Source organism: Microlunatus ginsengisoli, assembly GCF_039537205.1.
Lineage (GTDB): Bacteria > Actinomycetota > Actinomycetes > Propionibacteriales > Propionibacteriaceae > Microlunatus > Microlunatus ginsengisoli.
On the sequence record NZ_BAABAB010000003.1, the window covers coordinates 131,296 to 144,016 of the forward strand.

The window sequence follows — 12,721 nt, forward strand, 5'->3', positions numbered from 1 at the left end:
TCCGGGGTAGCGTACCTAGTCTTGCCTATGAGCCCGAATCCTCGAACAGATCTGGCCCGGTGTCGGCGGCCGAACTGCTCCCCGCGGGCGGGGCCAAGCCGAGGTGACGCCACGCGGCGGGGGTCGCTACCCGGCCGCGCGGGGTGCGCATCAGATAGCCCTTGCGGACCAGGAACGGCTCGGCGACCTCCTCGACGGTCTCCCGCTCCTCCCCGACCGACACTGCGATGGTGGACAGCCCCACCGGGCCGCCACCGAAGCGCCGGCAGACCGCGTCCAGTACGGCGCGGTCCAGCCGGTCCAGCCCGATCTCGTCCACCTCGTACAGCTCCAGCGCCCGCGCGGCCACCGCTCGGGTGATCACGCCGTCGGCGCGGACCTGGGCATAGTCGCGGACCCGGCGCAGCAGCCGGTTGGCGATCCGGGGCGTGCCGCGGGAGCGGCGGGCGATCTCGGCGGCACCCTCGGCGCGCAGCCGCGCGCCCAGCAGGCCCGCCGATCGGGTCAGGATGTGCTCCAGCGCAGTGGTGTCGTAGAAGTCCAGCTGCGCGGTGAAGCCGAACCGGTCCCGCAGCGGACCCGGCAGCAGGCCGGCCCTGGTGGTGGCCCCGACCAGGGTGAACGGCGGGATCTCGATCGGGATGGCGGTCGCCCCGGGCCCCTTGCCGACCACCACATCGACCCGGAAGTCCTCCATCGCCAGATAGAGCATCTCCTCCGCCGGTCGCGACATCCGGTGGATCTCGTCGAGGAAGAAGACCTCGCCCTCGACCAGCCCGGACAGGATCGCCGCCAGGTCACCGGCGTGCTGGATGGCGGGACCGCTGGAGATCCGGATCGGCGCGGCCATCTCGGCCGCGATGATCATCGCCAGGGTGGTCTTGCCCAGACCAGGGGGGCCGGACAGCAGCACGTGGTCGGCGGTCGCCTCCCGATGCCGGGCGGCCTCCAGCACCAGCCCCAGCTGGTCGCTCACCCGCGGCTGACCCTCGAACTCGGCCAGGCTGGTGGGCCGCAGCGCAGACTCCGCCGCTCTCTCGTTCGGGTCCGCGTCCGGCCGGATGAGATCCGAGACGCTCGTGGGTTCGCCGGTCATCTCAGAACGCGCCCCGAGTCTGTCGAGCGCACGTGCGCCGAGACTGTCCAGCGCACGTGCCCCTGAGCCTGTCCAGTGCGCGCGCCCTGAGCCTCTCCAGTGCACGCGCCCTGAGCCTCTCCAGTGCACGCGCCCTGAGCCTGTCCAGTGCACGTGCCCTGAGCCTGTCGAAGGGCCAGCGCGCATGGGTGGCTTCTCATGGCCGGGCCAGACTCTGCAGGGCGGCCTTCATCAGGCTCGCAACGGACGTACCCGGGTCGTCGCGGACCAGATGCTCGACCTCGCCGCACGCCGCGTCCGCATCCTTGGCCGACCAGCCGAGACCCTGCAACCCCTGGCTCACCTGGTCGCGCCAGGCCGACCCACCGCCTGTCTTGGCGGCGGTGGCCGGCAGCTCGGCCTGGCCAGCGGCGCCGACGGCGTTGATCTTGTCCTTGAGCTCGATCACCAGCCGCTGGGCCCCCTTGCGGCCGACGCCGGGCACCTTCATCAGGGTCAGCAGGTTCTCGGTGGCGATGGCCTGGCGGAGTTCGTCGGGTCTCAGCACCGCCAGCGCGGCCTGAGCCAGCTTCGGCCCGACCCCGGTAGCGGTCTGCAGCAGCTCGAACAGTTCCCGCTCGTCGGTCGAGGCGAAGCCGTAGAGGGTGAGCGAGTCCTCCCGCACCACCAGGCTGGTCGCGAGCGTGGCCGGCTGACCCACCCGCAGGTCCGCCGCGGTGTCCGGGCTGACCAGGGCGAGCACCCCGAGGCCGCCGAGTTCGATCACGGCCGTGGTCGGGCCGAGCTGGATGACGGTGCCGCTGACCTGCGCGATCACGAGACTCTCCTGGGACGTACGTTGACGGGTGGGACGGTTGGGGAGGCGCCGGACCGGCCGGTGCCGGCCTGGGCGCGGGCTCGGGCCAGCGCGCTGCGCTGCCGGCGCGCCGCCTCGGCTGCGCTGTCGCCCGCCGACTCGTAGCGGGCCGAGGTGCCGCCCCGCCAGACCTGGCAGATGGCCAGCGCCAAGGCGTCCGCGGCGTCGGCGGGCCGGGGCGGTGCGGCCAGCCGCAGGATGCGGGTCACCATCGCGGTCACCTGCGCCTTGTCCGCGCGACCCGAGCCGGTGATCGCGGCCTTGACCTCGCTCGGGGTATGCGTCGCCACCGGGATGCCGCGTCGGGCGGCGACGAGCATTGCCACGCCGGCCGCCTGCGCGGTGCCCATCACAGTCTGGACGTTGTGCTGCGCGAACACCCGCTCGACCGCGACCGTGTCCGGCCGGTGCTCGGCCAGCCAGCCGTCGAGCTCCTCCTCGAGCCGCCGCAGCCGCCGCGCAGTGTCCAGCTCCGTTGGCGTGCGGATCACGTCGACCCCGACGAGGTCCGGCGGCCGGCCCGGCCGCCCGTCGACCACCCCGATCCCGCACCGGGTCAGGCCGGGGTCGATGCCGAGCACACGCATCCTGGGCCCCTCCATCGATCAACCGAACAGATGTTCGCAACCCTAGATCGCCCCACCGACACTGCCCCGCTCCGACACGCGCCCGGCACCGCAGGGCCACCTCCCTCCCGGCATCACGTCGTGGCCCGTCCTCGAGATCGGGGGCGGCTCAGCCCGCGTGCCGCCCGGAGCGGGTGCGGCGGACCAGGGCGACGATCACGCCGGCCATCGCGAGCAGCGCCGCGATCAGCAGCCAGACCCAGCCCGGCACACCGCCGGAACCGGTCGCCGGGGGGGGCGTCGCCGTCTGCGGTGGCGCTGTGGCCGTCGACACCGGGCTCGACTCCGCCGAGCCGGGGGGCGATGCGGCATCGGAGCCCGTGCTGCGTCCCGCGAGCTCGCTCGACTCGGACGCGCTCGGCTGAGGCGCCGCCTCGGACGCGGTCGACCGGGTCGGCGGCGCGGGCGAGGATGCCGGTGCCGACCTCGCCGTACTCGCACTCGCCGCCGTCTTCGAGGCGGCCGTAGTCGCCCGCGACGGCTGGGGCTCCGACTCCGTCGGTGGCCGCGAGCTGGTCGCGCTGGAATCCGGCTCGCCGGTCGGCTCGACCGGGGAGCGGGTCGGCGACGCCGGGCTGCGCGTCGGCGGCTCGGGGCTCCGGGTGGGGACGGCGGGCGTGCGGGACGTCGGGATCGCCGGGCTGCGGGTCGGTACGACAAGGGTGTGGGAACCGCTCGCCGACGGTCGGGCGGTCGGCACCGGGCCTCCCCCGCCGCAGCCGGCGAGCGCGAGGCCGCACAGCAGCCCGACCGCGATCACCGGGCCGACCGCGCTGCTCCGTCCGAGCGCGCGCCGACCGAGCACACGCCGTCCGAGCACGGGCTCGAGTCTCGAACCGACCATTGACGTACCCCTCCGTCGCCGGCGGCGCCGGCCCGCGACCAACGCTGGCGGGTCGGCGCTCGTCCGCGCATCACCCGGCCCGAGTGGCCCGTCGAACGATCAGCCGAAGACCTGGTCGACGAGCGCGTACTCGGCCTCCAGATTGGCCCACTCGTCGGAGTCGGGACCGTCGTAGACCAGGGCGAGCGGGCCGTCGTAGCCCGCGTCGCGCAGCACCTCCAGCGATGACCGGTAGTCCGCCAGGTCCAGCCGGTCGTCCGCTTCGGTCCGGCACTTGGCCTGGCAGGTCTCCGCCCGACCGGCGACCGCGGCCAGCTCCGCGTACTTGGTCGGCCCGGACCAGTTGCCGAGGTCGACCAGGAACCCGATCCGGCCCTCGGTCCGGTCCAGCAGCCCGAGTACGGACGCGGCGTCGGGCAGCAGGGCGTGCCAGTTCTCCGTCACGATCCGTACGTCGGTGTGCCGCTCCGCGAGCCGGCTCAGTCCCCGGGCGCTCGTGTCCAGGGCCCCCGGCGACGGCGGCTGCTTGCCAGCGACGACCCGGGCCCGTGGTGCGCCCAGAGCCGCGGCCACATCCAGCCAGCCGGCGATCCAGTCCTGCTGAGCCGCCGAGACGGCGGGATCAGGGTGGGCGAGATCGCCCTCGTCGATCAGGAAGCACTCCAGCTGGACGCCGGCCCGGTCGAACGCGTCGCGCAACTCGGCGAGGTAGCCGGGCTCGACCGTCGGTAGGTAGAAGTGGCACAGCTGAGCGCTGCGATAGCCGTGTTCGGCCAGTGCCGCGGGCAGCTCCAGCAGCGGAAGCCCGCCCTCCTCGGGGTGCTGGCGCTCGGGCAGGCCGCCCATCGGCATGGATCCGGGCGCCACGAACCGACCCATCGTGCGGAACAGCGACCAGGTGTGCACGGCCTTGACCGGTTTCATCGTTGTCATCGGGTCGATTCTGCCCGGTCGAGTTCGGATCGGACCGCCCGGGCGGTCCTCGATCCCGAGCAGATCCGCCCCGCGGCAGTCGCCGCTCGGGGCCCGACGCGCGCGCAGCCCGACCCGCGCGCAGCCGACGCGCGTGCAGCCGACTTCGCTCGGGTTACCCCTTGTTCGCGTGTCGAGCTTCACGCGCGAACAAGCTCGAACCCGCGCGAAGATGCACCGAGGCGATGCGAACCGAGGCGATAACGCGGAGTCGATGCGAACCGAGGCGATAACGCGGAGTCGATGCGAACCGAGGCGATAACGCGGAGGCGAGGGGCCCGAGCCGATGGCGAGCCGAGACCTGCCGACCCGAGGGGCACTCAGCGGCCGACGGCCTCCAGCACGTCGTCGCTGGCGTCGAAGTTGGCGTACACGTTCTGCACGTCGTCGGAGTCCTCGAGCGCGTCGATGATCTTGAACAGCTTCTCAGCGGTCGGCGCGTCGACGTCTTGGGTGTAGTCCGGCACGAACGAGACCTCGGCCGAGTCGTAGTCGAGCCCGGCGGCCTCGACGGCCTTGCGGACCGCGACCGTGTCGTTCGGGTCGGAGACGATCTCGAAGCTGTCGCCGAGGTCGCTGACCTCCTCCGGGCCGGCGTCCAGGGTGGCCTCCAGCAGATCGTCCTCGGTCAGCGTTCGGCCCGCCTGCTCCTTGGCCACGGTGACCACGCCCTTGCGCGAGAACATCCGCGCCGTCGAGCCGACGTCGGCCATGGTGCCGCCGTTGCGGGTCACGGCGACCCGGACGTCGGACGCCGAGCGGTTCCGGTTGTCGGTCAGGCACTCGATCAGCAGCGCGATGCCCGCGGGGCCGTACGCCTCGTACATCAGCGTCTCGTAGTCCGCACCGCCGGCCTCGGCACCGGAGCCGCGCTTGACCGCGCGGTCGATGTTGTCGTTCGGGACCGAGGTCTTCTTGGCCTTCTGGATCGCGTCGTAGAGGGTCGGGTTCCCCGCCGGGTCACCGCCGCCGACCCGCGCGGCGACCTCGATGTTCTTGATCAGCTTGGCGAACAGCTTGCCGCGGCGGGCGTCGATCACGGCCTTCTTGTGCTTGGTGGTCGCCCACTTGGAATGTCCCGACATGCGCGCCAGCCTACCGACTCCCGGGCGGCGCCAGAGCGGGCTCGGTCCGGGTGAACAGGTGCACATCGAAGCCCGGCCGGTAGCCGAGCGAGGCATAGAGGGCGGGCGCGCCGAACGGGTTCTGGGTGTCCAGCCCCAGCCCCGCCAGGGCGAGACCCTTGGCCTCGAACACGTCCAGCGAGTCCCGCATCAGCGCCGCACCGAGTCCCCGGCCGCGCCACCGCGGCAGGACGCCGAGCTGATCGGTCCAGCCGACCCGGCCGTACGTCGGGTGTGGCGCAGCCGAGTTCAGCACGAACCCGACCACGCGATCCTCGCCGTCCAAGGCCAGCCGGGACCAGGCCGGCCGGAACGTCTCGCTGCCGAGCACCGCCTGCCAGGGCTCGGTCTGCAGCACCCGGGTGCCCCAGTGCTCGGCGAAGGCGGTGTTGAGCACGACCCGGACCTCCTCGGCGCGATCCGCGCTGAACGCGACGAGCGTCGCTCCGGCGATCGCCGGGTTCGGTCCGGGCCCTTCGTCCCGCGGCAGCGGCAGGCTCAACTCGGCGAAGACTCGTTCCCGCTCGAAGCCGGTGCAGCTCAGCAGCGCGTGCACGTCGGGCAGCGGAGCCGTCGAGGCGACGACGGTGATCGGGTCGCCGCCGATCTCCCGCTGCCAGCGGCGGGCGGCGTCGAGCTGCCAGTCCAGCACCCGCCGGCCCAGCCCGCGGCCACGGTAGTCCGGGTGCACCGTGCCGGCGAGGAAGACCCGGCGCGGCGGGTCGTCATACGGTCGGGCGGAGACCCAGCCGAGCGCCACCAGCCTGCCGTCGGCGGTCCGGGCCGCCAGCGTGTCGGTCTGCTCGTCGCCGATCGGGGCCAATTGGTGTCGCCAGCCGTGCAGGATCCGCGGCCCGGCCCGGTCGAACTGCTCCGAGGCGGTCAGCAGCGCCCGGACCCGCACGGCGTCGTCCGCCTGCAGCGGCGCCCACCGCACCTCCCCGACCCCCACCGGCGACCCGCTCAGGACCGCCAGATCCGCGGCGCGGGCTTGCGACCGCCCGCCACCGGCGGGGCCGCCTGCTGCCAGATCCGCGCCCAGCGCGCGGTCGGCGGCTTCGCCACCGCGTCCTCGCCGTGCCGCTGGACCTCCCACCAGGTCGCCTCGTCCTCGGCCACCAGCCCCCGGACCGCCTTCACGATCTTGGGTTGCATCTCCCGCGGCGTCTCGTCGGGGCGGGGCACGATCGGCGGCCCGTACCGGACGCTCACCCGCGGCCGCCCGGGGACCGGCCAGCTGCGGCCGCGCGGCATGGCGGCGTACGTCCCGCGCAGCCCGACCGGGATCACCGGCACCTGATTGTGTACGGCCAGCCAGGCCCCGCCCATCCGGAACCGGCCCATCACGCCGTCCACGGACCGGGTGCCTTCGGGGTAGACGACGATGCTCCAGCCGTCCGCGAGCAGGTCGGCCGGGGTCGAAGACAGGGAGCCGCCCTTGCGTTCGATCGGGAACGTGTTGAACGCGATCGAGGAGCCGCTGGCCCGCCACCAGACGTCGAAGAAGTAGTCCGCGGCCGCCGCTACCGCGGTCTTGCGACGGCGCTCTTTCGGCAGCGTGGTCAGCAGCACCGCGGTGTCCAGGTGCGAGGAGTGGTTGGCCACGAACAGGGCCGGGCCTTGGAGCTCGCGGACGTACTCCAGGCCGTGGACGTCCAACTGGACCTCGCGCCGCACGATCGGTCCGAGACCCGCGACCTGGACGACCTCGCGCAGCGCGTTCGCGGCCGGCGTCCGGGCCCACCCGGTGCGGAACCGGGACCCGTCCCGGCCGGCGGGCGAGCCGCCCGCTGCCGGCTGGGTCAGCTCAGCGGACATCGGAGACCACCGCCGGCGGGGAGTGCAGGAACGTGATGGTCGGGTCGTGCCCGACGCTGGACCCGACGATCTCCAGCGCGTCGGCCAGCGTGGACGCCGCCCGGAAGCCCATCCGCTCGGCGTTGGCCCGATCCGCCCCGACCCAGACGACGTCGCCCAGGTGTTCGCGGGCGGCGGCGATCTCGTACCAGCGGTGCACCGGGTGCACGCCGTGGAAGGCGTGGCTGGTGCGGTACAGGTGCGCGTACCAGGCGTCGGTGGCGAACCTCTGCTCGGCCTCGGACTGGATGGCGTACGGATCGGAGTCGGCGGTCAGCGCCTCACCGAAGAAGTCGACGTAGCTCGGCTGGTGCAGCGGGGAGAAGTCCGCGCTCAGCGGATGGAACGCGATCAGCGCTCCGCCCTCGCGGACCACCGGCATGCCGACGTGCGCGGCCAGCGTGCCCGCCAGCGCCGACCATGCCGCGAGGATGGGGTTGACCACGGAATCGACGCCGTACGGGTTGGCGAACGGCACGCCGACCACGGCTACGTCGGACTGACCGGCGATCTCGACCCGCTGCTGGGCGAGCACCTGGTCGCGGCTCAGTTCCCGGACCGCGATCGGCGCGCCGGCGTTCACCGCGATCGTGCGGTAGCCGCCGCGGACGCCGTCCATCGCGCGGCGCCGCGGGCTGGTCGGGGCGAACCGCAGTCCCTGGCGCAGCACGCCGGCGCGGACCCGGTCTTTGACCCGCCACTCCCACTCGCGCCGGCCGAGGAAGTCGGTCAGTCCGGTGTAGCTGTCGTTGTCCAGCACGGCGTCGACCTCGAACACCTCGACGGCCTCGCCGATCACCGCGCCGATCGCCTCACCGACGGCGATCTGGCCGCGCTCGTCCCGGGTCTGCAGGCCGGTCAGGCCTCGGATCTGGCGGACCGTGCCGGCTGCCGTCAGCCGCTCGGCCGGGCCCGCGGGACCGCCGCTCGGCCCGGCGAGCGCGTTCGGCGGGACGGCGACGTGGACGTAGACCAGCAGGTCCGACTGGGCCACCCGGGCGTTCAGGCTGACCACACCGGCCTCGGTCGCGCCGACCGCGGTATGCGCGTCGAGGTCCTCGGCGTCGTGGTTGGTCAGCAGGTCGTCGGCGAAGAACGACCGGAACACGCGCTCGCCGACCAGGGCCTCCAGTTCCGCCGGGGTCAGCCGCCGGTTCAGCCCGTTCGCGCAGATCAGGGCGACGTCGTCCACCCCGGCCGCCGCAGCCCGGGTCAGCACGGCCTCGATGATCCGGGCGCGGATGTCCGGCGACGGCATCGCCGGGACCGGTGTGGAGTTGTCGTCGAACGCGATCGTCAGCCGCATTCCCGCGCGCAGCCGCTCGCTCAGCGGTGCCGACTCCAGCGGCGCGTCGAGCGCCTCGGCGATCGCCTCGCCGATGTCGGGGACCGGATCGATCGGGTCACCCGGATAGACGACGCGGGTGCCGAGCGGAAAGCGCTCCAGCCGGAAGCCGTCGCCGGAGGGAACCGCCAGCGGCGGCGTACGGTCGTCCACCTCGAGCACGAAACCTGGGCGAGCCATCTGTCCTCTAGCGTCCTGTCATCTCGGGTCTGGCCTGGGTCTTTAGGGGTCTGGGCTATCGGGGTCTGGGCTACTCGGGCAGGATCCAGCGCGGGCTGCTGGACTTGATCTTCCACTCCACGATCGACCACCGGTTGGCGTTGGCCGCCCGCATCAGCGCGATGTCCGGGCTGACCGCGACCGCGTTGCCGACCGCTTGCAGCATCGGCAGGTCGGAGTGGGAGTCGGCGTAGGCGAAGCTCGCGTCCAGGTCGATCCCGTGCAGGCTGGCGTAGTGCCGCAGCCACGCCGGCCGCGACTCCCCGACCAGCGGCGGCCCGGTCAGGAACCCGGTGCACCGACCGTCGTCGTCCACCTCCAGGTCCGCGGCCACGATGGTGTCGAACAGCGGCGCCAGCGGCCGGGTCAGCGGCCGGACCACGCCGGTGATCAGGATCGTGGTGTGGCCGGCCTCGCGGTGCTCGCGGATCCGGCGGACGGCGTCCGGGGACAGCCGGTTCAGCATGTGCGGCGCCAGGCTGGTGTCCACCGCCTCCTCGAACGCCGCCAGGTCCGCGCCCTTGTAGCGGCGGTAGACCGCACGCAGGAAGGTGCCGCGGTCGCGCTGGTCCGCCCGGACGTAGCTCGGCACCTTGCGCAGCACCCGGCCGAACTCGGCCACCCGCTGGACCGGCGGCAGCTCCGGCAGCCGGGTCCACAGGTACTGCTCGATCACGTTGGCCGACATGACGGTGCCGTCCAGGTCGAACACGGCGAGCGCGGTCGCGCCGGCCTTGTCCCGGGACAGGTCCTTCATCGTCGTCGGCCGGTTGCCGCGCTTGCGCCGGATGGCGTCCATCCGGCGCACCGGGGCGGTGATCGAGGGACAGTGCACATCCTCGATGTACGTCGTCCAGTCGTACGCCGCCGAGTCGAACGCGAACGCGTCCACGTCGTCGGCGTCCAGGGCGTTGGTCAGCGCGAGCGTGTTGTCGTCGACGAAGTGCAGCTCGGACTGGGCGTACTCGTTGTAGAGGCCGAGGTAGCGGCGCAGGAAGTCCAGCCGGGTCCGGAACCGGTCCAGGTCGGTGGCGATCTTGCGGGTCCGGTCGGAGCGCGGGGCGTACGACAGGGCCCGGTCGGCGATCTTGTGCGCGCGTTCGGACGTGGACAGCAGCCGCTCCACCGACGAGGCGCCGGGGAACTGCCACTGCGGCAGCCGGGCCGCGCCGCGGGGACCGCCCTCGAACGGGTGCGCGGAGAAGTAGTTGCGGACGTGGTTGTAGAGGCCGCGGAAGGTCAGCGGGTTCCGGGCACCGGAGTTGACGTGATAGAACTCCGGCTCGCCGATCACCGGCTTGGTCGCGCAGACGGCGAGGATGGCGTTCACGACGTAGTCGCACGGCACGATGTCGACCACCGAGTCCGGGCTGGCCGGGAACTCGGGCAGCTCGCCGCGGCCGTACGCCAGGATCAGCGGCTCGGCCATCTTGAAGCCCTCGATCCAGCCCGGATACGGGTGCTTCCACGACGACTCGACGATGGCCGGCCGGACCACCGACACCTCGACGTTGCGGCCGACGTCGGCCACCACCCGCTCGCCGAGCGCCTTGGTGAAGGTGTAGACGTCGGTCCAGCCGAGCGAGCGGGCGCGTTCGGTGCCGGCCTTGACCAGCTCGGCCTGGACCCACTCCAGCCGGCGCCGCTCGGTGTCGGCGGCCGTGGTCAGGAAGCCGGCCGCGCGGTGCTCCCGCTCGGCCTCCTTGCGCAGCTTGGTCAGGTGCTCCGAGGTCCGCGACTCGGTGTCGAGCAGATCCCGCATGGCCAGCCCGGCGGCGGTCTCGGCGTCGTAGTCGATGGTGTGGACGTGCTGCGCCTCCGGGATCGCGCCGCGCCGGCGGCCCGCTGTATAGGCGGTGGAGATGTGCACGTAGTGCGGGATCTTCTCCAGGTTGCCGTGCTCGTCGGAGCACGCCTCGATCATTCGGTCCATCAGCGCCTTGGTGCCGATCACGTTCGTGGTGAACGCCTGGTCGATCGGCGGGTCGAAGCTGACGTCGCCGGCGCAGTGCACCACGATGTCGATGTCGCGGGGCAGCTTCGGCACGTTCGGCAGGTCGCCCTCGATCACGTCGATCCGGGCCCGCAGCAGCTCCTCCGGCCCGCCCGCGGCCTCCCGGACCTGCTTGAAGATGTCCTTCTTGACCACCGCGACCATCCGGTCCCAGGCACTCTGCGACCGCTTCGGCCGGACCAGCACGGCCGGGGTGGTGTCGGGCAGCTCGGTCAGCATCTTCCACAGCAGCTGCTCGCCGATGAACCCGGTGACCCCGGTCATCAGGATCTTCTTGCCGGCCAGCAGGTCCCGCAGCCGGCCGTCCAGCCGCTGCACCGCGTGGTCGCGCCCGTTCTGCCCGTTGGGAGACTCGCCGTCGGACCGCCGGAACGTTTCGGCGGGCGCCGTCATGAGTGGTCCTCGATGACCGCGCTCAGGCCGTGCGCGGCCACCAGCGCCTCCTGCAGGGTGAACTTGCCGACGTAGAGCGCGGTGCCGATGATCGCGCCCTCCACCCCGTCGGGTACGAGCGCGGCCAGGTCCGCGATGTCGGTCAGGCTGGAGATGCCGCCGCTGGCCACCACCGGCGCCTCGGTCCGGGCGCAGACGTCGCGGAGCAGGCCGAGGTTCGGGCCGGACAGCATCCCGTCGGAGTTGACGTCGGTGACCACGTACCGCGCGCAGCCGGCCGCGTCCAGCCGGTCCAGCGTCTCCCACAGGTCGCCGCCCTCGCGGGTCCAGCCGCGGGCCGCCAACCGGCTGCCGCGGACGTCGAGACCGATCGCGATCCGGTCGCCGAACGAGGCGATGATCTCCTCGCACCACTCCGGCCGCTCCAGCGCGGCGGTGCCGATGTTGACCCTGCGGCAGCCGGTCGCGAGCGCGCGCTCCAGGCTCTCGTCGTCGCGGATCCCCCCGGACAGCTCCACGTTCAGGCTGGTGTGCGAGGCGACCTCGGCAATGATCTCGGCGTTGCTCCCCCGCCCGAACGCGGCGTCGAGGTCGACCAGGTGCAGCCACTCGGCGCCGGCGTCGGCCCAGCGCTTCGCCGCCGCCCGCGGGTCCCCGAAGTGCTTCTCGGTGCCTGCCACCCCCTGGACCAGCTGAACGGCCTGACCGTCGGCGATGTCCACCGCCGGCAACAACACCAAGGAACCCACGAGTGGGAACCATAGCCGAAGTCCGCCCGGACCTCCGTTTCCAGCGAGCGGCGGACCGGCGGAAACCGAGCGTGGAATGAGCGGATCGTGGCGTGGAGAGTGAGCGTGCCGCGCTCGTACCTTCCCTGCATCGACGGCGCCACCGGGGTGCCGAACCGAATCGGAGGGAACACCCGATGTCCATCACCACCCGCAGCACCCGCACCGCCCGTCCGCTCGCCCGTCCGCTCGCCCGTCCGCTCGCCCGCCGGGTCGTCACCGGGCTCGCCGTCGCCGGCGCCGCCGCCGCGCTGAGCGTCGCCGGAGCCGGCGCCGCGTCCGCCCAGCAGATCGGGACGTACGCCTTGTCGCCCGGGATGGGCCAGTGCACGCCGACCCAGTACGCGAGCTACCAGGTCCGGGCCGACGGGTCGGCCACCGGGCAGGGCGCGAAGTTCAAGCTGGTCCGCAACGGCGTCGTGGTCGCCAACACCGCGAACCGGGCCACCAACTGGTCGATCGAGCTCCGCTCCGCGTACGGCACCTTCCCCGGCCCGGGCTACTACTCCGTCTGCGCCCAGAACACCGGCACCACCAACACGATCGCCACTCTCCAGCTGCGGACCGACGGCGAGTTCTGAGCCCCG

General features: G+C 72.8%; 12 protein-coding genes. 1 reads left to right on the forward strand and 11 read right to left on the reverse strand.

Annotation, left to right across the window (positions count from 1 at the left end):
• Positions 1 to 25 precede the first annotated feature (25 nt).
• From ruvB to priA, 11 genes are all read right to left on the reverse strand, one after another.
• The gene (gene ruvB, locus ABD747_RS01890) at positions 26 to 1,096 is read right to left on the reverse strand and encodes a Holliday junction branch migration DNA helicase RuvB (RefSeq protein WP_344801380.1); all 1,071 of its coding nucleotides are present in this window, start codon (positions 1,094 to 1,096) and stop codon (positions 26 to 28) included.
• 196 nt (positions 1,097 to 1,292) lie between these two features.
• Positions 1,293 to 1,913 carry a Holliday junction branch migration protein RuvA gene (ruvA, locus tag ABD747_RS01895; protein ID WP_344801381.1) on the reverse strand — a complete coding sequence of 207 codons (621 nt, stop codon included), beginning with the start codon at positions 1,911 to 1,913 and terminating at the stop codon, positions 1,293 to 1,295.
• Entirely contained in the window at positions 1,910 to 2,539 is a 630-nt protein-coding gene (ruvC, locus tag ABD747_RS01900; protein ID WP_344801382.1) for a crossover junction endodeoxyribonuclease RuvC, read from the reverse strand. The genes ruvA and ruvC overlap by 4 nt, the downstream gene beginning before the upstream one ends.
• 148 nt (positions 2,540 to 2,687) lie before the next feature.
• Positions 2,688 to 3,398: a hypothetical protein gene (locus tag ABD747_RS01905; protein WP_344801383.1), complete on the reverse strand. Its 711-nt coding sequence runs from the start codon at positions 3,396 to 3,398 to the stop codon at positions 2,688 to 2,690.
• Positions 3,399 to 3,521: 123 nt separating this feature from the next.
• Positions 3,522 to 4,355 (reverse strand): sugar phosphate isomerase/epimerase family protein, encoded by an 834-nt coding sequence (locus tag ABD747_RS01910; protein WP_344801384.1) that lies wholly within the window; start codon positions 4,353 to 4,355, stop codon positions 3,522 to 3,524.
• A gap of 359 nt (positions 4,356 to 4,714) precedes the next feature.
• Positions 4,715 to 5,479 (reverse strand): YebC/PmpR family DNA-binding transcriptional regulator, encoded by a 765-nt coding sequence (locus ABD747_RS01915; protein ID WP_344801385.1) that lies wholly within the window; start codon positions 5,477 to 5,479, stop codon positions 4,715 to 4,717.
• A 10-nt stretch (positions 5,480 to 5,489) separates the two neighbouring features.
• Positions 5,490 to 6,470: a GNAT family N-acetyltransferase gene (locus tag ABD747_RS01920; protein ID WP_344801386.1), complete on the reverse strand. Its 981-nt coding sequence runs from the start codon at positions 6,468 to 6,470 to the stop codon at positions 5,490 to 5,492.
• Between the two features lie 11 nt (positions 6,471 to 6,481).
• Positions 6,482 to 7,336: a lysophospholipid acyltransferase family protein gene (locus tag ABD747_RS01925; RefSeq protein WP_344801387.1), complete on the reverse strand. Its 855-nt coding sequence runs from the start codon at positions 7,334 to 7,336 to the stop codon at positions 6,482 to 6,484.
• Complete coding sequence (locus tag ABD747_RS01930) at positions 7,326 to 8,900, reverse strand: lactate racemase domain-containing protein (RefSeq protein ID WP_344801388.1); 1,575 nt, start codon at positions 8,898 to 8,900, stop codon at positions 7,326 to 7,328. The genes ABD747_RS01925 and ABD747_RS01930 overlap by 11 nt, the downstream gene beginning before the upstream one ends.
• 70 nt (positions 8,901 to 8,970) lie before the next feature.
• Positions 8,971 to 11,346 carry an HAD-IB family hydrolase gene (locus ABD747_RS01935; protein WP_344801389.1) on the reverse strand — a complete coding sequence of 792 codons (2,376 nt, stop codon included), beginning with the start codon at positions 11,344 to 11,346 and terminating at the stop codon, positions 8,971 to 8,973.
• Positions 11,343 to 12,095 (reverse strand): bifunctional 1-(5-phosphoribosyl)-5-((5-phosphoribosylamino)methylideneamino)imidazole-4-carboxamide isomerase/phosphoribosylanthranilate isomerase PriA, encoded by a 753-nt coding sequence (gene priA, locus ABD747_RS01940; RefSeq protein WP_344801390.1) that lies wholly within the window; start codon positions 12,093 to 12,095, stop codon positions 11,343 to 11,345. The genes ABD747_RS01935 and priA overlap by 4 nt, the downstream gene beginning before the upstream one ends.
• 176 nt (positions 12,096 to 12,271) lie before the next feature.
• On the opposite strand from priA, the gene ABD747_RS01945 reads away from it, so the two are divergent.
• A complete protein-coding gene (locus tag ABD747_RS01945) occupies positions 12,272 to 12,715 on the forward strand; it encodes a hypothetical protein (RefSeq protein WP_344801391.1) in 444 nt (147 codons plus the stop codon).
• Positions 12,716 to 12,721 lie beyond the last annotated feature (6 nt).

Coding starts and splice junctions, on each gene's coding strand:
- ruvB (WP_344801380.1), bottom strand. CDS start 1,096: ATGACCGGCGAACCCACGAGCGTCTCGGATCTCATCCGGCCGGACGCG.
- ruvC (WP_344801382.1), bottom strand. CDS start 2,539: ATGCGTGTGCTCGGCATCGACCCCGGCCTGACCCGGTGCGGGATCGGG.
- ABD747_RS01910 (WP_344801384.1), bottom strand. CDS start 4,355: ATGACAACGATGAAACCGGTCAAGGCCGTGCACACCTGGTCGCTGTTC.
- ABD747_RS01915 (WP_344801385.1), bottom strand. CDS start 5,479: ATGTCGGGACATTCCAAGTGGGCGACCACCAAGCACAAGAAGGCCGTG.
- ABD747_RS01925 (WP_344801387.1), bottom strand. CDS start 7,336: ATGTCCGCTGAGCTGACCCAGCCGGCAGCGGGCGGCTCGCCCGCCGGC.
- ABD747_RS01930 (WP_344801388.1), bottom strand. CDS start 8,900: ATGGCTCGCCCAGGTTTCGTGCTCGAGGTGGACGACCGTACGCCGCCG.
- ABD747_RS01935 (WP_344801389.1), bottom strand. CDS start 11,346: ATGACGGCGCCCGCCGAAACGTTCCGGCGGTCCGACGGCGAGTCTCCC.
- ABD747_RS01945 (WP_344801391.1), top strand. CDS start 12,272: ATGTCCATCACCACCCGCAGCACCCGCACCGCCCGTCCGCTCGCCCGT.